A 20,043-nucleotide genomic window follows, 5' to 3' on the forward strand; every position below is an offset into this window, starting at 1 on the left:
CCAACCAATAACGGCGCGTTAACCCCCAACTCGGAACACTGCCCGCTCCTTTCGGGAAGGAGGAGTGTTCGATGGGCAATGAAACAGGAAAACCCGATTTCTCCAACGTGCAAAGCGATGTCCAGTCGACGGCGCCCGACGCGCCCAAGGCGGACTTCAGCAACGTGGAGAGCAAGGTCGTTTCGACCGCGCCGGATGGAGACCAGACCTATACGGTCGTCGCCGGCGACAACCTTTCGAAGATCGCCAAGCATTTCTACGGCAACGCCGACTGGAAACGCATCTTCGACGCCAACCGCGACCAGCTGAGCAATCCTGACCTGATCAAGCCGGGCCAGGTGCTGAAGATCCCCGCCAAGGACTGAGAGAGGAGACACGCATGAAGATCACCGCCAATAAGATCAGTAAGACCCCGTACCTGATCGCCTTCGCGCTCGCCGCCACCCTGAGCCTGGCCGCCTGCGGCAAGAAAGAAGACGCCGCCGGGCCGACCGCCGCACCCGCGGCCACCGCCGCACAGCCGGCCACGCCGCCCGCGGCCGCCCCGGCACCCGCGCCGGCCGTCAGCCTGGTCTCGATCGACCTGGGCAGCGCTGTCGGCGCCGACCAGAAGGTCACCACCGCCACCACCACCTTCACGCCGAAGGACAGCATCTACGCCGCCGTGAGCACCAGCGGCAGCGGCAATGCCACCATCGCGGTGAAGTGGACCTACCAGGACGGCCAGACGGTGAAGGAAGACAGCAAGACCATCGCCCCCATCGGCCCGGCCACCACCTCGTTCGAGATCAGCAAGCCGGACGGCTGGCCGGCCGGCAACTACAAGGTGGACGTCACCTTGAACGGGCAGCCGGCGGGGACCAAGGATTTCTCGGTGAAGTAACCGGCTTGGATCATGCAGTCGTTACGAAGGGCGCGGGAGACCGCGCCCTTCGTCGCTTCAGGCGCACGCTCAGCCGCGGGTGGCCAGCTCATGGCAGGCCGGCGCGGCGCGCGCGGGCGTGTCCCGCGCCGGCAGCACGTCCGGCACCGTGATGTCCGCCCCTTCGGTGCCGGCATAGAAGACGATCAAGGTCGCGGCCTGCTCGCCGGTGTAGCCGCGATGCACCTGGCCGACCAGCTCGGGCAAGACCTCGCCTTCGGCGAGCGAACAGGTGGCGTTCACGCCTTCGGCGCGCTTCTCCACCGTGAGCGCGCCTTTGAGCACATACGCCGCATTGATCACCGGATGGTGATGCCAGGCCAGCGTGCTGTGCGCGGGAATGACGATGCGCAGCACGGTGATCTGCGGCTGGCCGGACGCGTAGGCCGGGTAGGGCGTGCCGTCCCAGGAGCGCGTGGTCTTGAGCAGGGTGGTGCTTTCGGCGGCCGGGGCCGGGCTGGCGGCGGCCGTCAGTGCCAGCACGGCGAGGAAGGCCTGGACGAGGCGGGGCATGGCGTGTCCTTGCGGGTCGGGGGTCGGGCCATGGTCCGATGTTTCGTGGGGCGTATCCATGCGCCGGTCGCTTGCCCGATCCCATACCGCGCCGTACGTCTTGTTCGGAGTATTGGGCAAACGCGTGCCGCAGCGGTTCCGTCCCCCCGGCGAAAACGCGACAATGCTTGGCTTTCGCGGATGCCGTCGCCATGTGACCGGTTCCGCCCGCCGTCCAGCGGCGCCCCCTTCCTGTCAACGTCGTTGCAAGAGGCCAGACATGTCCAACACTCCGAAGATCATCTACACCCTCACGGACGAAGCGCCGTTCCTTGCAACGCAGTCGCTGCTGCCGATCGTCAAAGCCTTCGCCGGTTCCGCCGGCATCGCCGTGGAAACGCGCGACATCTCGCTGGCCGGCCGCATCCTGGCCCAGTTCCCCGACCTGCTGAAACCCGAGCAGAAGATCGCCGACGATCTCGCCGAGCTGGGCCAGCTGGCCACCACGCCGGACGCCAACATCATCAAGCTGCCGAACATCAGCGCCTCGGTGCCGCAGCTGAAGGCCGCGATCAAGGAACTGCAGCAGCAGGGCTACGCGCTGCCGGACTACCCGGACGAGCCGAAGAACGAGCAGGAGAAGGACGCCAAGGCGCGCTACGACCGTACCAAGGGCAGCGCGGTGAACCCGGTGCTGCGCGAAGGCAATTCCGACCGCCGCGCGCCGCTCTCGGTGAAGAACTACGCGCGCAAGCATCCGCACAAGATGGGCGCGTGGAGCAAGGACTCGCAGTCGCACGTCGCGCACATGGACGGCGGCGATTTCTACGGCAGCGAGAAGTCCGCCACCGTCGCCCAGGCCACCTCGGTGAAGATCGAGTGGACCGGCAAGGACGGCAAGAGCACGGTGCTGAAGGACAAGACCGCGATCAGCGCGGGCGAGATCATCGACGCCGCCGTGATGAGCCGCAAGGCGCTGGCCGCCTTCGTCGACGCCCAGGTGGCCGATGCCAAGCAGCAGGGCGTGCTGTTCTCGCTGCATCTGAAGGCGACCATGATGAAGGTCTCCGATCCGATCATGTTCGGCATCGTGGTCAGCGAGTTCTACAAGGACGTGCTGGCCAAGCACGCCGACACGCTCAAGCAGATCGGCTTCGATCCGAACAACGGCATCGGCGATCTCTACGCCCGCCTCAACGCGCTGCCGACCGACAAGCAGGCGGAAATCACCGCCGACATCCAGGCCGAGTACGCGCGCCGCCCGGCGCTGGCGATGGTCAATTCCGACAAGGGCATCACCAACCTGCACGTGCCCAGCGACGTGATCGTCGACGCCTCGATGCCGGCGATGATCCGCGACTCCGGCAAGATGTGGAACGCGCAGGGCAAGCTGCAGGACACCAAGGCGGTGATCCCCGACCGCAGCTACGCCGGCGTGTACCAGGCGGTGATCGAGGACTGCAAGGCGCACGGCGCCTTCGACCCCGCCACCATGGGCAGCGTGCCGAACGTGGGCCTGATGGCGCAGGCCGCCGAGGAATACGGCTCGCACAACAAGACCTTCCAGATCGCCGCCGACGGCGTGGTGCGCGTGATCGACGATGCCGGCAAGGTGCTGCTGGAGCACGCGGTGGAAGCCGGCGACATCTGGCGCATGTGCCAGACCAAGGACGCGCCGATCCAGGACTGGGTCAAGCTGGCCGTCACCCGCGCGCGCCTCAGCAACACGCCGGCCGTGTTCTGGCTGGATCCGCAGCGCGCGCACGATGCGCAGCTGATCGCCAAGGTCGAGCGCTACCTCAAGGACCACGACACCAGCGGCCTGGACATCCGCCTGCTGTCGCCGGTCGAGGCCACCCGCTTCTCGCTGGAGCGCATCCGCAAGGGCCAGGACACCATCTCGGTCACCGGCAACGTGCTGCGCGACTACCTCACCGACCTGTTCCCGATCATGGAGCTGGGCACCAGCGCCAAGATGCTGTCGATCGTGCCGCTGATGGCCGGCGGCGGCCTGTTCGAGACCGGCGCCGGCGGCTCGGCGCCCAAGCACGTGCAGCAGTTCCTGGAAGAGGACTACCTGCGCTGGGATTCGCTGGGCGAATTCCTGGCCCTGGCCGCCTCCTTCGAGCACCTGGGCAACCGCTACGACAACGCCAAGGCCGGCGTGCTGGCCAAGGCGCTGGACCAGGCCAACGGCAAGATCCTCGACAACAACAAGTCGCCCGCGCGCAAGGTCGGTGAACTGGATAACCGCGGCAGCCACTTCTACCTGGCCATGTACTGGGCGCAGGCCCTGGCCGGGCAGAACGACGATGCGGAGCTGAAGGCCAAGTTCGCGCCGGTGGCCAAGGCGCTGACCGAGAACGAAGACAAGATCATCGGCGAGCTCAACGGCGCGCAGGGCAAGGCGGTGGACATCCACGGCTACTACCACCCGGACATCGCGCTGCTCGGCAAGGCGATGCGCCCGAGCGCGACGTTCAATGCGGTGGTGGATGGGTTGGCGAAGTAAGCACGGCCTGCCGCGATGAAGAAGGGGCGCCTCGATGGCGCCCTTTTTCATGCACCTATCTCGGGCGCCCGGCATCGATCCACCGTCGCGCCCGTTCCTCCGATATGCGATACCTGGCGCTGTTGTATGGCTGCAGCGAATCGAGGCGCTCTTCGAGCAGGCTGCGGAACGGTGCAGCCTCCTCATGCTTCAAGCCTTGGGCTTCAACCGCGTGGCCCACGGTCGCGCCTTCGCCCACGATCATGCCTATGGCAGACGTCAAAGCTGCCCTGTAGCGCACTGCGAGCTGATCGGGCGAGCCCATGGATTCCATGATGGTGCGGTATCGCTTGATGGACCGCCGATAGGTCCAGACGAACAGGTCGGTGGCCGCGCTGAAGTCGTTGAATTCATAGATGCCCAGCATGGCTTGCGCATACTCGTGGCGTCCGACATCCATGAAAGCCAGCGGCGAGCAGTTGTAAAGGGTGAGCGGAATATTGGCGCAGATGCGACTTGTTCGTTTATTGCCGTCGATGAAGGGCTGCAGGTACGCGATCTGCACCCAAAGGAAATAAGCCGCCTCGATCGGATTGGGAATCGCACGCGCCTTCGCCACGATGAGATCGAGCAGCTCGCCCAGTACATGCGGAACCTGCAGCGGAATAAACGTGGTTCCGGTGATGTACACGGGCGTGGTGCGGATCGTTCCCAGCTGGGCTTCCGGCATCAGACCATCCATGAGCAGCGAATGGATATTGCGCACCGTCGACGTGGTGAGGCCGCGCATCGGACCGTCGTCGACCAGAAACTCGATGGCGCGCTTATGGTTCAAGAGCATGACGGCATCCTGGTCCGTGCCGTGCGCGCCTTGCTGGAACAGTCGTTCTGTATCGAGCAGCGAGTAGGTATTCCCCTCCAGCTTGGAAGACGACCAGGAGAGTTCGACCAGGAGCTGTTCGAGCACTTTTCGGGCGTAGGTGCCAGCGGGTTGCTGGTCGGGCCATCGGCCTTCGGCCAGGAGTTCGGCAGCAAGCTTCGGCGGCAGCAGCGAGCTGATACCGGGGCTGTAGCCGTCCAGCAGCGCGCGCCGGTAGGACACGGGTTCGCGCGCCGTCATGGGGGCCGCAAGCTTTTGCAACAGGGCAATGGCAGCGGGTGACCAGGGAATGTCTCCAGCCGGTGGATCTGGCCGGTCATGGATCTGGTTGACAGGAGCCTGGCGCGGCCCGGCGGCGAGCGCGTAGCGAGTGGCGCGCGCCCTGCCTTCCGTGATCACGTCCCCGCTGTCGACCAGCCGGCCGAGTTGGCGCAGCGCCGTGGATACGGACACGTTCGCCTGCGCAGCCACCTCCGTGATCGATGCCCATCCTTTGCCGCCTGCCGCAAGGTCATGCATCGCCTGGAGCACGAGCGCTCGGCTGGTTTCCATGGGCCTGGTTTCCGTCGTTGGCTGATAGGCCGGCCTGGAGCGTGGATTGGCCGCTCGTTCGACCGCGATGACGTGATTTTATCAGAACCCCGTCATTATGACGTGATTTGGGCGGATTGCGTCACAATCACGTCATTATGAAGTGATTCACCTTGATCGCGTCAGATCACGCCAGCAGGAGGGGCTCAAAGGGACGCGCTGAAGCCGCCAGTTCCCTCTCCAAGCCTACGCACGTCCCAAATTTCCGCATCTCCCCGCCGCATGGGCAACCAGAAAGATGGACCGGTCGAGGCCTCGTCCGGCGCGATGGCGCGTGACCACTCTTCGCTCTCGAACGAACCGTCTGCATCCTTCCCCCGACTAGACTGCACCGCATGTCCGACGCCCCCGCCATGACCCGCTACCAGCTCGCCGAAGTCGGTGCGCTGCTGGCCGAGCCCGCGCGCGCGGCCATGCTGCTGGCGCTGTCCGATGGCACCGCGCGCCCGGCGGGCGAGCTGGCCCGCGTGGCCGGCGTCGGGGCTGCAACCGCCAGTGCACATCTCAAGCGCTTGCTCGATGGCGGCCTGCTGGCGTTGCACGTTCAGGGCCGCCATCGCTATTACCGCCTTGCCGACGATGAAGTCTCGGCGATGCTCGAAGCACTCGCCATGCCGCGCACGCGCAGCGCGCCGCCAAAGACGTCCGCCGATGCGGCGGTGCGCCGCGCGCGCACCTGCTATCGCCATCTCGCCGGCCAGCTCGGTGTGGCGCTGTGCGAAAGCCTGCTGGCGCGCGATTACCTGGAAGCGGCCAGCGAAGGCCTGCGCCTGCTGCCCGCCGGTGCGCGGGCGCTGAGCGAAGCCGGTCTTGAACTCGAAGCCACCGGCCAGCTGCTGCGCCTGCACGGCCGCGGCTGCCTGGACTGGACCGAGCGCCGCCTGCACGTGGGTGGCCCGCTCGGCGTGGCGATGACGTCGGCCATGCTCGATGCGGGCTGGCTGCGCCGCGCCACGCAGGGCCGTGCGCTGGTGCCCAGCGCCGACGGCCTGCGTTGTCTGTCCTCGCTGGGCGTGAGGCTGGACACCCCGTTGTAGGTTGGGGTGAGCCGCAGGCGAACCCCAACGTTGCGCTGCGCTTGGAGCTGGCGGTGTTGGGGTTCGCCTATGGCTCACCCCAACCTACGTTCCGCGGTTTACTGCGCCTTCTTGCGCCCGAACAACCTGGCGAAGAAACCGCCGATCGCCACCACGCCCACCATGATCACCTTCTTGAAGCCCAGCAGCAGCACGCCGAGCTTGGCGAACAGGCCGGCTTTCGCCGCGATGCCGCCGGCCACCAGCGCGCCGATGCCGTAGGCGGCGACCTTGTCGGTCTTGGAGTTGTAGTCGGTGTAGCGCTCGCCGTCGTTGAACTCGGTCATCTCCAGCACCTTGGGCATGTCTGCGCGCACCTGGGCCAGCTGGTCGATCGGCGCCACCGCATTGAGCGACAGATAGCCGCGGCGGCCGAGCACGCGGATGGCGTAGTTCAGCGAGGCGCCGTCGGAAGAACCGTCGGCCTTCTTGAACTTGAGATTGCGCGCCCAGTACAGCTTGTGCGAAGCCGCGTCGTAATGCGGCTGCTCGGCCCAGCCGACCAGCTCGATCGCCGGATAGCCCTGCTTGAGGCGCTCGGCGTTCTCGTCCTTGCTGGCCTCCTGCATGTCCTTGAGCATCTGGTTGTAATCGAGCTTGGCCGCGTCCTCGTCCGACACATAGCCTTCGTCGACGAAGGTCACCACCACCGCCCAGGCCTTGTCGTCGAGCAGCACGTTCATGTTCTCGCTGGGCAGGATCATGCCCAGCACGTCCTGGTCCGGCGGGTTGTTCCACAGCCGGGTGAGTACGTCCTGCGCTTCTTTCGCCTGCAGGAAGCTGTAGCCCTTGTCCAGTTTCAGCGTGGCCTGCGCGCCCGGCACCACCACGTCGCCGGTGGCCGGGTGCAGCGACTTGAGGAAGGCCTGCGCCTCGGCGGGCACGCTGTCTTCGGCGGCCGGCGTGTCGGCCGGCGCGGCGAGCAGCGGCGAGGTCCAAGCGAAGGCGGCCAGCAGGCCGAGTGCCGGCAGGAATTTGCTTTGCATGTGTAGTCCCTGGAATCGTCCGTTGATATGGGTGCGTCCGGTGCCGGCGCGCGTCCATCGCTCCCCCTTCGGCGCGATGGTTCGTGAATTCTTGCAGGGAGGGGCAGGTTTTTGCCAGCCCCATGCCGGCTCAGGCCACCGCCAGCAGCGGTTTCACGTCGCCGCCCGGCACGCCGCGCTGCACGCGCGCCAGCGCATCCGGCAGGTGCTCGGCGATGTAATCGATGAAGCAGCGCATCGCCGGCGTATGGCCGTGGCGTGACGGATACACCGCATGCACGTTGCCCGGCGGCAGGCTCCATGCCGGCAGTACCGGGACCAGTTGTCCACGGGCGATCGGCTCGCGGCAGATGAAGCGCGGCAACTGCGCGATGCCGAGCCCGCCGGTCACCGCCTGATACAGCACCTGCAGGTCGTCGCTCACCAGAGCAGGGTGATGCTCCACGCGCTGCGCGTGGCCGGCGGCATCGAGCAGCGTCCAGAAATGGCGGCCTTCGCAGGACAGCACGCTGACGCTCGGCAGATGGCGCAGGTCGGCGGGTTGCTGCGGCGGCTCCGCACGCTGCAGCAGTTCGGGGCTGGCCACCAGGAGTTGCGGATCCATGCCGAAGCTGCGCACCACCAGGCTGGAATCCTGCACCGACGCGCGCACGCGGAAAGCGATGTCGTAGCCGTTCGCCACCACGTCGACCTGGTGATGGCAGATATCCAGATCCACCTGCACATCCGGGTGCCGGCGCAGGAAACCTACAAGCACCGGCGCCAGCAGCAGCTGCGCGAACATTACCGGGCAAGCCACGCGCAGGCGTCCGCGCGGAATGGCCTGCGCATCGTCGATCACTTCCTGCGCGCGCTCGGCGGCGGCCAGCATCAGGCAGCACTGGTCGTAGTAGCGGCGGCCGATGTCGGTGACGTGAGAACGCCGCGTGGTGCGCTGGATCAGGCGCACGCCCAGATGTTCCTCGAGCCGCGCGATGCGGAAGCTCAGTTGCGATTTGGCCATGCCCATCGCGCGGCTCGCGGCGGTGAAGCTGCCGTGCTCGACGACCTGCACGAAATAGAGGATGTCGTTGAGATCCTGCATGTCCCGGCTCCCGTCGCGGGATGAGCCCCCGCTTTTCAGGCTACCGCAAGCTTTGGCGGCGCGATGTTGCGTCGCCACAGGCTGCGATTGTTCTCGCGCCTTGGACAATCATTTTCGGCGCGAGGGCTTATTCCCGTTCGGGCGAGGGTGAATACTCCTGGCGGCACCGGCCACAGGGGACGACACGCCGGCGCATCACGCTAGCCAATGGGGTTACGCCATGCGTGTGTTCCCGTTTCTGCCAGGGACGTTGCTTTGCGCGGCCATCGGGCTGCTGGCGGCGCTGCCGGCACCGGGTGCGCAGGCGCAGCAGGCGGCCCCGGCCGGGTCGTCCGGCCTGAGCCAGAGCGATATCGCGCGGATGCTGCCGGCCACCGACATGGGCGCCAACGATGCGCGTAACCGCGACCCGCATCTGCGTCCCGTCAGCGACTCGCCCGCCACGCCGTTCGATTCGGCCCCCATCCCGAAGAACCCGCTGGCGCCCGACGCCGATGCTGTCGGCGCCAGGACCTGCATGGCCTGCCACGCATTGGAAAACGTGCAGGCCTCGCATTCGCTGCATGTCGCTTCGTTCCGTGTCGGCGCGGCACACAGCGGGCCGCAGGCAGCTTGCGAGACCTGCCATGGCCCCGGCTCGCTGCACGCGAAGAACCCCGCGGCGAAAGGCTCGATCATCGCTTTCACGCACGACGGCGGCACGCCCGTGCAGGCGCAGACGCAGGTCTGCCTCGGTTGCCATGCCGGCGGCGCGCGGCAGCACTGGCTGGGGTCGGTGCACGAGAACCGCGGCCTTTCCTGCAGCGATTGCCACAACCCGATGGCGCGGCTGTCGCCCGAAGGCGTGCTGGCCAAGCCGTCGATCAACGAAGTGTGCAGCGGCTGCCACCAGGACATCCGCGCCAAGTTCAACCGCCGCTCGCACATGCCGCTGCCGGAAGGGCAGGTCGCCTGCACCGATTGCCACAACCCGCACGGCACCATCACCAAGCCGCTGCTGAAGACCGACACGGTCAACGAGACCTGCTACGGCTGCCACGCCGAAAAGCGCGGCCCCTTCCTGTTCGAGCACGCGCCGGTGCGGCAGAACTGCCTCAACTGCCACGACGTGCACGGCTCCAACCAGCAGACCTTGCTGGTGGCGCCGATCCCGATGCTGTGCCAGCAGTGCCACACCATGACGCAGCATCCGAACGACCTGCAGAGCGCCGCGGGCCTGGGCAATGGCGTGTCGCCGGACGAGCGGATCATGGGCCGCGGCTGCCTGACCTGCCACACCAATATCCACGGGTCCAACAACCCGTCCGGACCGAAATTCCACAAGTGAGGGAGGCGGACGATGCGCAAGCTCCAGCTCCTTCTCCTCGCGCTGCCGGGCCTGGCGGCGGGCGCCGCTTCCGCGCAGGTGGCGGACGGCAGCGACACCATGCGCGTGGGCGACATGCAGTACGGCAATGCGCTGGATCCGCGCGGGTGGACGCCGATGATGGCGGGGATCCAGGACGGGCTGCTCTCAAACGGCATGTCGTGGCTGCATGCGGGCATGAAGCGCACGCCCACCGGTGTGCCATATCCGTATCCGCCGCAGGCCGATGACGGCACGCCTGTCGCGCCGGGCAGCGACTGGACCTATCGCGGACTATTGCAGCTCGGCTATATCCACCTCAACGGCGACCGCAACGCGGAATTCTTCCGCCAGTACAGCGACTGGAAGAACGGCTTCGCGCTGGGCTATCTGGGATTGATGTTCGACAACCGGCGCACCGGCGAATACGTGGAGTTCCGCGCCAGCCGATTGAGCGCCGACGACCAGTACTACCGTTTGCGCGCCGGCAAATACGGCAGCTACCGGATCGAAGCGTTCTACCGCGATATGCCGCATACGGTGTCGACCAACGCCTTCCCGATCTGGAATGGCATCGGTAGCAGCAACCTCACCTTGCCCGCTTCGCTCACACCCGGCGCCAGCACGCCTGCACAGATCGCCGCTGCTTCCGCGGCCGTGCCGAGGCGCAGCATCGGACTGACCCGCACCCGCAGCGGCCTGTCGCTGGAAGGCGAGTTGTACCGCGGCTGGATCGGCACCGCGGCGATCAGCAACGAGGAACGCAAGGGCACGCGTTTGTGGGGCGGGCCGATGTTCTTCGCCTTCAACGATCTGCAGGGCGGCATCAACGAGACGGTGCGGCCGGTCGATTTCTCCACCACCGACGTCAACCTGTCGTTGCGCAAGGTGGGCAGGGTGTGGCACTTCGTCGGCACGTACACCGGCTCGTTCTTCCGCAACCACAAGGACTACCTGGATTACCAGAGCCCGTTCCAGCTGCAGAACGTGGTGGGCGTGCCGCAGGTGGCGAATATCTACCAGGGCGAGTTCTCGCTGGAGCCGGACAACGACTACCACAACCTGCGCCTGGACCTGTCGCGCGAGCTGAAGGGCAACGGCCAATTCAGCGTTGCCGCCGCGTGGGGCACCATGCGCCAGAACGCAGCGCTGCGTCCGCCGGTGACCTGCGCCGGCGTGCTGGGTGTCGACATGACGCCGATCGGCGGCCCCAACTACACCTTGCCTTGCGCCGACTGGAACACGCCGGCCGCGCTGTCGCAGCGCAATGCCAATGCGCGGATCGATACCGGCCTGGTCGATGCGCGGGTGAATTTCCATCCGTCGTCCAGCTTTGGCTGGCATGCCGGCTTGCGCTGGTATCGCGAAGACAACAAGACGCGCTATCTCGCCTACAACCCGCAGACGGGGCAGTACGGCTATATCTCGGAGAACGGCTCGCAGGGCAGCATCGTGCCGGGCGAGGTGGGCATTTTCGATCCGCGCAATCCGCTGTACTGGTCGTCGAATGTCACCGTGCGCAACGTGCCGTATGGCTACGACGACACGCTGTTCGAGTTGGGCGGCGACTGGCAGTTCGGGCGGCGCAACAGCCTGGGCGTGGCCTATACCTTCGACCACAACGAACCGAAGTATCGCGAACGCAAGCGGGTGGACGAGCACCGCATCAAGATTTCATGGATGTCGCGCTCGTTCGGCGATGCGACCTTGCGCGCCAGCTATGAATACGCACGCCGACGCGGCGGGCCGTACAACTATGATCCCTATGCGCAGTTCTTCTCCGAATCGCTGCCGGGCTTTATGGATCCTGCCAACGGCCTGCCCGCGCATACGGTCGCCGACATGCGCAAGTACGATCTCTCGGACCGCAACGAAAGCAAGGCGCGGCTGATCGTCACCTATCCGTTCGGCGACGCCACCACGGTTTCCGCCACCTTCTACGGCAACCGCGACCAGTACGCCACGCCGATCGGCCGCCAGGACACGCGCAGCAACGGCGCCACCTTGCAGTGGGATTGGCAGCCCGGCGCGCGCACTACCGCCAGCGCGTATCTGGGCATCGAGACTTCGCATATGGGCATTGCCAATGTGGGCGACTCCGACGGCGGCGCGGCCGGCGCGGCGCTGGGCACACCGGGGCAGACCAACCCGAATCTCGGCGGGCCGCTGTATCCGTACGGCAACCAGTGGTGGGAATTCGACCGCGAGCGCAACAGCAATGCCGGCTTCACCCTCACCCACGATTTCGGCCGCGTGCGCGCCGACCTCAGCTACAACTACAGCGGCTCGTTCGGCCACGTCGGCTACAGCTACGCCACCATCGGCGCCCTCGCCTACCGCGCACCGGATGCGGCTACGGCGGCGGGCAACGCCTTCCCGGACAACAAGTACCGCAGCAATACGCTGGACCTGGGCTTCAACTTCGACTTCACCCGCCGCTTCGGCATGCGCCTGTTCGGCCGCCGCGAAACCGGCAGCTTCACCGACTGGCATTACCTGGGGTTCGACCAGACGCTGAGCTATGGCCAGCGCATCTATACCGACAAGGGGCCGCAGCACCATTACGGCGTGACCATGCTGGGCGCCCTGTTCAACGTGAAGCTGTAAGGAGGCCGCGATGATCCGCCAACTTTCGCTCGCGGTTTCCTTGCTGGCGATGCCGTGTGCCTTCGCGCAGGACGCGCCGGCACCCGCGGCGAGCGCTGCCGCGAAGCCGGTGGCGATGCTCGACGTGCGCGCGCAGCCGCCGGTCCATGGCGATGCGAAGGCCGGCGCGGCCAAGGCGGCCGTCTGCGGCGCCTGCCATGGTCCGCAAGGCGTCGCGATAGCGCCGAACTTCCCGAACCTCGCCGGCCAGTCGGCGACGTATCTCTATCTGCAGCTGAAGGCGTTCAAGGGCGGCCAGCGCAGCGATCCGATCATGACCGGCCAGGCCGCGACGCTCAGCGACCAGGACATGCGCAACCTCGCGGCGCACTTCGCCGCGCTGCCGGCCAAGGCGGCGGGCAAGCCCGATGCCGCGTCGCGCGGCGCGCAGTTGTTCCTGGCGGGCGATCCGGCCAAAGGCGTGCCGCCATGCCAGGGTTGCCATGGTCCGGCGGGGCAGGGGCCGGCCAGTCCGTGGTCGGGCGCGCCGGATACCGCGTGGCACACCTTCCCGCGCCTGGCGGGGCAGTCGGCGTTCTATGTCGGGCAGGAGCTGGGCGACTACCGCCATGGCAAGCGCGTCGGCGTCAGCAACGGCAGGATCATGGAAGGCGTGGCGCAGCACTTGGACGATGAAGATATCCAGGCGCTGGCCGCCTACATCCAGTCGCTATAGCGGCAGCACGCGCAGCGGCGAGCTGCGCACGGGCTGGCGCATGAAGGCGTGTTCGGCCGCCAGCCGCAGCATTGCCGGGCTGACGTGGTGGCGGTGCATGCGTTCGATCAGCCCGATATAGATATCGCCGAACAGGTTCTTGCAGTGCACGCGCGTGCCGAGCGTGAGTTCGACGTGCGCGTCGTCGACGATGCGTACCGCCACGCAGGAGCGGAAGCGCAGGTGCTTGTCGTCGGCGCCCAGGATGACCTGCGCATGCCGCGCATCCACGGCTTGCGCGAGCACCGGGAAGCGGCCGTCGAAGGTCTCGCCCGCCTGGTGCGAGAGCAGCGAGGACACCGGGCAGCCCAGCGGCGAAGTGCGCAGGCCGAGCGGACGCACCAGCGTGTTGCGCACCGCCATCATGCGCGACACGCTCGAAGGCGGATTGCGCAGGAAGCCGTCCAGCAGCCCGGCCAGCAGGCGCGGCGCGCCGGCGCGTGCCAGCGCCGGATCGCGCAGGCGGATGCGCACCATGTCCTCGTGCTGGTGGCTGTGTTCGAGCTGTCCGCGCAGCAGCGAGTCCATCGGCGGCTCGATGGCCTGCACCGGCAGGCGCCCCTGCGATTCCCACAAAAAGCCGCCGGCCTTGCGGCAGGTGGCGCACAGGCCGCGCAGGCGGCCGAGCATGCCGCGCGCGACGCGGCACAGGCGGCTCTGCAGCGAACCCGGCGCCGCTTCCAGCGCGAGTGCGATGGTGGGAATGTCTTCGGATGCCGGCGGGTTGGCGGCCAGCCAGCGCAGCACCGCGCCGGGCAGGGTTTCGGTGAGCGAGGGAATCGAGGCGGTGCCCGCAAGCACCTGCTGGCGCACGGCTTCGCTCAGCTCGCCGCCCAGTTCGTTGGTGTGGCAGGAGATGGCGAACAGCGCGGGGTGCGCGGGGTCCAGCGGCGCGAACTGGTGCCAGGTCGTGCCGTTGAAGCGCACGGTGAACATGCAGTCCGGCGGAATATCGATGTGGTGCAGGGTGCGCGCGAAGTGCGCGGGATCGTCGGCCAGTTCGGCGCTGGTCGCCGTGGAGAAGCGCAACTGCGCGCCGCCGCTGCCGGAGACGGCCGTAAACACGCGGTGCCCCGCATGGCGATGGAACGGATGTCCCTTCGTGCCCACCGCGAAGGTGTACAGCGCGGTGGCATCGCCCTTGGCGAAATCGGTGCCGCCCAGCTTGGTCGAGGGCTCGTCCAGCTCGTCGACAAAGGCCGGATGCGCCCGCTGCAGCGCCGAGGCGCTGGCATGCATCTGGTCGCCCACGCCATGCCCGAGCTGCGCGATCAAGCTGACCTCCACCGGCAGCCCGCCATGCGGCGAGGCGATCGTCGCCGTGGGAAAACTGCCGGTGCTGCGTGTCTGTATCGCCATGACGCACTTCTCCGTGGCGGCGCCGCTGGCACCACCGGTACGAACCGCTCGATTGGATTCCCCTGGGCTGGCGCTTTCGCCGCGTCAGCTTTCCTTGCGTGCGAGCCGGCGCGACTCGCGCTTCAACGGTCCGGCCTTGGGACAGATTTCGAAGGCGAACCCCGTCAGCGTATTGACCAGGTTGTCCTTGTTGAGCCGGTACACCACGTACTGGCCGCGCCGCTCGCTGCTCACCAGCCCCGCGCCTTCCAGCACGGACAGGTGGCGCGAAATGGCCGGCGCGCTCATCGAGAAACGGCTGGCGATCTCGCCCGCGGTCAGCTCCTGGGCCGACAGATAGGCCAGGATTTCGCGCCGGGGGCGGGAGGCCAGGGCTTCGAAGAACAGGTCGACGGCCATCAGCTCTTAAGCAATTAACGAAGTTGCTAAATATATAGCCGCGGAATCCGGCCGCGTCAAGCGGCCCGGTTCAAGCAAGCAGTGTGCAGGGAAGAGACCTCACCACTGCGTGCGGTTGGGCAGCAGCCCTTTGAGTTCCGCCTCGGTGAGGTTGCGCCACTGGCCCGGCTTCAGGTGCCCCAGCTTCACGTTGACGATGCGCACGCGGCGCAGCTGGGTGACCCGGTAGCCGAACTCGGCGGCCATCAGGCGGATCTGCCGGTTCAGGCCCTGGGTCAGCACGATGGCGAAGCCGAACTTGGCGATCTTGCGCGTGCGGCACGGCTTGGTCAGCTGGCCGTGGATGCGCACGCCCTTGGCCATGCCGGCGAGGAAGGCATCGGTGACGGGCTTGTTCACCGCCACCAGGTATTCCTTCTCGTGGTTGTTTTCCGAACGCAGGATCTCGTTGACGATGTCGCCGTTGCTGGTGAGCAGGATCAGGCCTTCCGAGTCCTTGTCCAGGCGGCCGATCGGAAACACGCGCTGCGGGTGGTCGACGAAGTCGACGATATTGCCGGACACGCTCTGGTCGGTGGTGCAGGTGATGCCCACCGGCTTGTTCAGCGCGATGTACACCGCGCGCTTCGCCGCCGGCGTCGCCGCCAGGATGCGCGCCTTGACGATCTCGCCGTCCACGCGCACCTCGTCGCCTTCCAGCGCCTTGGCGCCGGTGCTGACGACTTCGCCGTTGATGGTGACGCGTCCGGCCAGCAGCAGCTCGTCCGCCTCGCGGCGCGAGCAGAGGCCGGCCTCGCTGATGTACTTGTTGACGCGCATGCCGGTTACGAACGCAGGCCCACGCCGCGCTTGAGCAGGTGCAGCGCCACCGCGGCCAGCCCGCCGACGAACAGAAGCATCACCACGAAGGCCACGCCGATGTTCACGTCGCTCACGCCCAGCACGCCGAAGCGGAAGGCGTTGACCATGTACAGGATGGGGTTGACGCGCGAGATGCTCTGCCACGGCTCGGCCAGCATGTTGACCGAATAGAACACGCCGCCCAGATACGTGAGCGGGGTGAGCACGAAGGTCGGCACCAGGGCGATGTCGTCGAATTTCTTCGCGTATACCGCATTGACGAAGCCGGCCAGCGAGAAGATGGTCGCGCCCAGCAGCACCGAGACGAAGGTGATCAGCGGGTGCACCACCTGCAGGTGGGTGAAGAACAGCGCGATCACCAGCACCAGCGCGCCGACGATCATGCCGCGCGTGACCGCGCCGGTGACGTAGCCCAGCAGGATCACCCAGTTCGGCATCGGCGACACCAGCATCTCCTCCACCGCGCGGCTGAACTTGGCGCCGAAGAACGAGCTGGAGATGTTGCCGTAGCTGTTGGTGATGATGCTCATCATCACCAGGCCCGGCACGATGTACTGCATGTAGCTGAAGCCGCCTTCGATGGTGCCGATGCGGCTGCCGATCAGCTTGCCGAAGATGACGAAGTAAAGCGTCATCGTGATGGCCGGCGGGATCAGCGTCTGCGTCCAGATGCGCAGGATGCGCACGATTTCGCGGCGGACGATGGTGCCCAGCGCGACGAGGTTGCCGGTGGCATTCATGCGGCCTGCTCCTGCGCGGACTTGGCGTTGCGGCCCTGCTCCACCAGGCGCACGAACAGTTCTTCCAGGCGGTTGGTCTTGTTGCGCATCGAGGTGACGGTGACGCCGTGCGAGGACAGCGCGGTGAACATGGAGTTGAGGTCGTGGGCGCGGGACATTTCCGCTTCCAGCGTGTGGTCGTCCAGGCGGCGCAGGTTGACGCCGGGCAGGGCGGGCAGTTCGCCCGGCACGCCGGACACGTCGAGCACGAAGGTTTCCGAGTCCAGCGTCGACAGCAGGCGCTTCATGGTGGTGTTCTCCACGATGGTGCCGCGGTCGATGATGGCGATGTTGCGGCACAGCTGCTCGGCTTCCTCCAGGTAATGCGTGGTGAGGATCACTGTGGTGCCGGCCGCGTTGATGCCGCTGACGAACTGCCACATCGAGCGGCGGATCTCGATGTCGACGCCCGCGGTGGGCTCGTCGAGGATCAAGAGCTTGGGCTCGTTCATCATGGCGCGGGCGATCATCAGGCGGCGCTTCATGCCGCCGGAGAGCGTGCGCGCCTGCTCCTGGTTCTTGTCCCACAGGCGCAGCTCGCGCAGGTACTTCTCGGCGCGCTCGGTGGCGATGCGCCGCGGGATGCCGTAGAAACCGGCCTCGTTCACGCAGATGTCGAACGGCTTCTCGAACACATTGAAGTTGATTTCCTGCGGCACCAGGCCGATCAGCTGCATGGCCTTGCCGCGCTGCTGGTTGACCGACACGCCGAACACGCGCGCGTCGCCGCCGCTGGCGTTGACCAGGGAGGACAGGATGCCGATCAGGGTGGACTTGCCGGCGCCGTTGGGGCCGAGCAGGGCAAAGAAGTCGCCGGGTTCCACGGTCAGGCTGACGCCCTTGAGGGCTTCCACCCCGTTGGCGTAGGTCTTGCGCAGGTTGTCGACGACGAGGGCGGGGGCGGATGAGGATGGCGGGGTGGGCATGGGCTGCACCGAAGGGGCCAGCCTCCTATTATAGCGGGCTGGTTCCCGCCGGCCGGTTCCGCGGGGCGCACTCACTGTTTCCGGATTCCCATGGCCGATCATTTCACCCTCCGCCTCGTCGACAGCTACATGCTGGCTCCCACCGTGCGCCACCTGGTGTTCGAGCGCGCCGACGGGCAGGTGCTCGCGTTTGTGCCCGGGCAGTTCCTGCAGGTGCACTTCCAGTACGACGACGGCACGCCGACCAAGCGCAGCTATTCCGTGGCCACCGTCGGCGACGGCCGCTCGCCGGCGCAGCGCATCGAAATCGCCGTGAGCTACGTCGAAGGCGGCGCCGCCACCAGGCTGCTGGGCAGCCTGGAAGCGGGCCAGACTGTCGAAGCCAGCGGCCCCTATGGCCGCTTCTGCCTGCAGCCGGGCGACGCGCATCCGCGCTATCTGCTGCTGGCCACCGGCACCGGCGTCACCCCGTACCGCGCCATGCTGCCGCTGCTGCGCGAGCTGCTGGCCCAGGGCGGGCGCGAAGTGGCCCTGCTGTACGGCGCGCGCAACGAGACCGAGCTGCTGTACGGCGCCGAATTCGAAGCCTTCGAGCGCGAGAACCCGGGTTTCTCCTTCCACGCCTGCCTGAGCCGCCAGGCCCGCGCCGTGCCGCGTCCGAACGACCGCAGCGGCCACGTGCAGGGCGTGCTGGCGGAGCTCTCGCCCAGCGCCGACCGCGATATCGCCTATCTGTGCGGCAATCCGAACATGGTCGACGGCGCCTTCAATGCGCTGAAGGAATACGGCCTGCCGGTGCCGCAGATCCGCCGCGAGAAATACGTCTCCTCGCGCTGAAGTTTCCGGCTGGCGGGCCGACACCTTCCTGGTACCCGATCGGGCGGGCTCGAATACCCGCCCCAAAAATCCCCTGCGCCTGCCGCAGGCTAGCGGCAACTCTGCATCCGGCCCAAACAAATTAATCACAAAGCTTTGATTTACATCGAGCTTTCGGCCATAGACCGTTCGACATACGCCCACGCATTGTGACGCTCATCACAAATCCGAATTCGCAACAGTTTTCGGATTAAAGCCCGGTCCCGGGCAGCCGACAGACCGGAAAAGCGCTCATCCGATTGAGGGGCGCAGGGAGGTCGGGATGCGGATCTGGATACGCAAGACGCTGGTGGCTGGCCTGGTCGCGATGGCCTTCGCGCCGGCGGCGGCGATGGCCGATGGCGGGACGATCGTCTTCTCGGGAAGGATCGTCGAACCGACCTGTTCGGCGAGCTCCCAGCGCATCGGCGATGCGCAAGGCGCGAATGCGGCGCATCGCTATCGCTGTTCGGAGGGGGCCCATCCCACGCCTGGCCAGCTCGCGCAGTCGTATGCGCTGTCGGTGAGCGACACCGTCGGTACGCCGCTCGCCTCAGACCCCTTAATCGTCTACTTCGGCCAATACTTGAGCGCGCAGCCGAAACTGGTCACGCAGACCTACGACTGAAGCCTCACTGGTACGACAGGGTAAACGTCGCCGTCGCGCTCACCGAGCCGGCCGCGACCGGCGTGGCGGTCTGGTAGTAGCGCGCGTAGTAGGTAAGGGTGAGGGGCCCGTTCGGGGTGGTGCCGACCAGCGCGGGCGTGCCGAAGCTGACCGGCACGAAGGTCTTGTCGATCAGCTGCACGCCGACGTTCTGCGCGCGCCCCGTGCCGGTGGCCGGCGCGATCACGCCGGTGGCGCCGCTGGCGGCGTTGGCCGTATCGAACTGGATGTACATCTGGCTGCCCGCCGCGCACTGCAGGGCGATCGGCACCACCGTCGCGCCCGCCACCGTACCCACGCCATTGAAGGCGGTATTGGACACCGTGGGCAGCACGATGTTGATCGTGCTGGTATTCACCGAGCACGAGGGATAGACGAAGGTGAGCGTGGTGCTGAGGTTGAAGTTCTCGATGCGCCGGTTGTTGTCGTAGCGCCAGTAGCCCATCGTGCCGCTGCCCACCGTGGCGCCGTTGGCGATAGTGCCGGTCTTGACGAACTCCAGGCCGGAGGTCACCGACATCTGGTAGCTGCCGCTGGCGATCGAATCGCCGGGATAGGCGCGCAGATAGCTGGAAGTATCCGGATGCGTCACGCGATAGCCGACGCCGGCCACGCCGGTGGGAAAGATGGTGGCGCCCGAGGCAGGCTGGCTGCCGGCCACGTTGACCACGCCGATGGTGGTGGTGCTGTTGCAGGAGATCTGCGAGATCGGCGTCGGCGAGAACTGGCCGGAACTGGCCAGCGTCGCGCCCACCGGCAGGTTCGGGTCGATCGTGATCGTGGTGCTGCCGAACGAGATGTTGACGTTGGCGGTATTGCCGCTGGTGAAACTGCAGCTGGCCTGCGCGCCCAGCGGCAGCAAGAGCATGGTTGCCGCGAGCAGCAGCAGAATCCGGCGCATCACGTTGTTTCCCCCTGCATGCCGCCGTGCCTTCCCCGGCAGCGGCGGCGGATGGCGGCCAGCCGCGG

The 20,043-nt window shown here is 66.8% G+C and carries 19 protein-coding genes; 9 read left to right on the forward strand and 10 right to left on the reverse strand.

Annotated features, from left to right (window positions below):
* Positions 1–71 precede the first annotated feature (71 nt).
* Positions 72–365, forward strand: a complete 294-nt coding sequence (locus FHW84_RS09975; RefSeq protein WP_167254982.1) for a LysM peptidoglycan-binding domain-containing protein — start codon at positions 72–74, stop codon at positions 363–365.
* Positions 366–379: 14 nt separating this feature from the next.
* Positions 380–883, forward strand: coding sequence for a hypothetical protein (locus FHW84_RS09980; RefSeq protein ID WP_167254984.1), 504 nt, complete (start codon positions 380–382; stop codon positions 881–883).
* Positions 884–952: 69 nt separating this feature from the next.
* Here the strand turns inward: FHW84_RS09980 and FHW84_RS09985 are convergent, their stop codons facing one another.
* Complete coding sequence (locus FHW84_RS09985) at positions 953–1,435, reverse strand: cupin domain-containing protein (protein ID WP_208399733.1); 483 nt, start codon at positions 1,433–1,435, stop codon at positions 953–955.
* A 259-nt stretch (positions 1,436–1,694) separates the two neighbouring features.
* Between FHW84_RS09985 and FHW84_RS09990 the strand changes: the two genes are divergently transcribed.
* A complete protein-coding gene (locus FHW84_RS09990) occupies positions 1,695–3,926 on the forward strand; it encodes an NADP-dependent isocitrate dehydrogenase (protein ID WP_167254986.1) in 2,232 nt (743 codons plus the stop codon).
* Positions 3,927–3,981: 55 nt separating this feature from the next.
* Here FHW84_RS09990 and FHW84_RS09995 read toward each other — a convergent pair whose 3' ends face one another.
* Positions 3,982–5,337, reverse strand: a complete 1,356-nt coding sequence (locus tag FHW84_RS09995) for a Fic family protein (RefSeq protein ID WP_208399734.1) — start codon at positions 5,335–5,337, stop codon at positions 3,982–3,984.
* Between the two features lie 374 nt (positions 5,338–5,711).
* Between FHW84_RS09995 and FHW84_RS10000 the strand changes: the two genes are divergently transcribed.
* The gene (locus FHW84_RS10000; RefSeq protein ID WP_167254988.1) at positions 5,712–6,413 is read left to right on the forward strand and encodes a helix-turn-helix transcriptional regulator; all 702 of its coding nucleotides are present in this window, start codon (positions 5,712–5,714) and stop codon (positions 6,411–6,413) included.
* Between the two features lie 98 nt (positions 6,414–6,511).
* Here FHW84_RS10000 and FHW84_RS10005 read toward each other — a convergent pair whose 3' ends face one another.
* Positions 6,512–7,438 carry a DUF2167 domain-containing protein gene (locus tag FHW84_RS10005; protein WP_167254990.1) on the reverse strand — a complete coding sequence of 309 codons (927 nt, stop codon included), beginning with the start codon at positions 7,436–7,438 and terminating at the stop codon, positions 6,512–6,514.
* Positions 7,439–7,568: 130 nt separating this feature from the next.
* Entirely contained in the window at positions 7,569–8,522 is a 954-nt protein-coding gene (locus FHW84_RS10010) for a LysR substrate-binding domain-containing protein (RefSeq protein WP_167254992.1), read from the reverse strand.
* A gap of 220 nt (positions 8,523–8,742) precedes the next feature.
* Here FHW84_RS10010 and FHW84_RS10015 point away from each other — a divergent pair, with 220 nt between their 5' ends.
* The 3 genes from FHW84_RS10015 to FHW84_RS10025 are packed head-to-tail and all read left to right on the forward strand — an operon-like array spanning position 8,743 to position 13,189.
* Positions 8,743–9,849, forward strand: coding sequence for a DmsE family decaheme c-type cytochrome (locus tag FHW84_RS10015; RefSeq protein WP_167254994.1), 1,107 nt, complete (start codon positions 8,743–8,745; stop codon positions 9,847–9,849).
* A gap of 12 nt (positions 9,850–9,861) precedes the next feature.
* Positions 9,862–12,474: an MtrB/PioB family outer membrane beta-barrel protein gene (locus tag FHW84_RS10020; protein ID WP_167254996.1), complete on the forward strand. Its 2,613-nt coding sequence runs from the start codon at positions 9,862–9,864 to the stop codon at positions 12,472–12,474.
* Between the two features lie 10 nt (positions 12,475–12,484).
* Complete coding sequence (locus tag FHW84_RS10025; RefSeq protein WP_167254998.1) at positions 12,485–13,189, forward strand: c-type cytochrome; 705 nt, start codon at positions 12,485–12,487, stop codon at positions 13,187–13,189.
* On the opposite strand, the gene FHW84_RS10030 is transcribed toward FHW84_RS10025, so the two are convergent.
* From FHW84_RS10030 to FHW84_RS10050, 5 genes are all read right to left on the reverse strand, one after another.
* Positions 13,184–14,587 (reverse strand): DUF2867 domain-containing protein, encoded by a 1,404-nt coding sequence (locus FHW84_RS10030; RefSeq protein ID WP_167255000.1) that lies wholly within the window; start codon positions 14,585–14,587, stop codon positions 13,184–13,186. The genes FHW84_RS10025 and FHW84_RS10030 overlap by 6 nt on opposite strands.
* A gap of 84 nt (positions 14,588–14,671) precedes the next feature.
* Entirely contained in the window at positions 14,672–14,986 is a 315-nt protein-coding gene (locus tag FHW84_RS10035) for a metalloregulator ArsR/SmtB family transcription factor (RefSeq protein WP_167255002.1), read from the reverse strand.
* 99 nt (positions 14,987–15,085) lie between these two features.
* Positions 15,086–15,805, reverse strand: a complete 720-nt coding sequence (locus FHW84_RS10040) for a pseudouridine synthase (protein ID WP_167255004.1) — start codon at positions 15,803–15,805, stop codon at positions 15,086–15,088.
* A gap of 5 nt (positions 15,806–15,810) precedes the next feature.
* Positions 15,811–16,587 (reverse strand): ABC transporter permease, encoded by a 777-nt coding sequence (locus FHW84_RS10045; protein ID WP_167255006.1) that lies wholly within the window; start codon positions 16,585–16,587, stop codon positions 15,811–15,813.
* The gene (locus FHW84_RS10050) at positions 16,584–17,552 is read right to left on the reverse strand and encodes an ABC transporter ATP-binding protein (RefSeq protein WP_167255008.1); all 969 of its coding nucleotides are present in this window, start codon (positions 17,550–17,552) and stop codon (positions 16,584–16,586) included. Before FHW84_RS10050 ends, FHW84_RS10045 begins: the two co-directional genes overlap by 4 nt.
* Positions 17,553–17,642: 90 nt before the next feature.
* Here FHW84_RS10050 and FHW84_RS10055 point away from each other — a divergent pair, with 90 nt between their 5' ends.
* Both FHW84_RS10055 and FHW84_RS10060 read left to right on the forward strand, forming a co-directional pair.
* Positions 17,643–18,389 carry an FAD-binding oxidoreductase gene (locus tag FHW84_RS10055; protein WP_167255010.1) on the forward strand — a complete coding sequence of 249 codons (747 nt, stop codon included), beginning with the start codon at positions 17,643–17,645 and terminating at the stop codon, positions 18,387–18,389.
* Positions 18,390–18,690: 301 nt separating this feature from the next.
* Positions 18,691–19,035, forward strand: a complete 345-nt coding sequence (locus FHW84_RS10060) for a hypothetical protein (protein ID WP_167255012.1) — start codon at positions 18,691–18,693, stop codon at positions 19,033–19,035.
* A gap of 4 nt (positions 19,036–19,039) precedes the next feature.
* On the opposite strand, the gene FHW84_RS10065 is transcribed toward FHW84_RS10060, so the two are convergent.
* The gene (locus FHW84_RS10065) at positions 19,040–19,975 is read right to left on the reverse strand and encodes a fimbrial protein (protein WP_167255014.1); all 936 of its coding nucleotides are present in this window, start codon (positions 19,973–19,975) and stop codon (positions 19,040–19,042) included.
* Positions 19,976–20,043 lie beyond the last annotated feature (68 nt).

Origin of the sequence: Dyella sp. SG562 (assembly GCF_011759495.1) — a bacterium.
Taxonomy (GTDB): domain Bacteria; phylum Pseudomonadota; class Gammaproteobacteria; order Xanthomonadales; family Rhodanobacteraceae; genus Dyella_D; species Dyella_D marensis.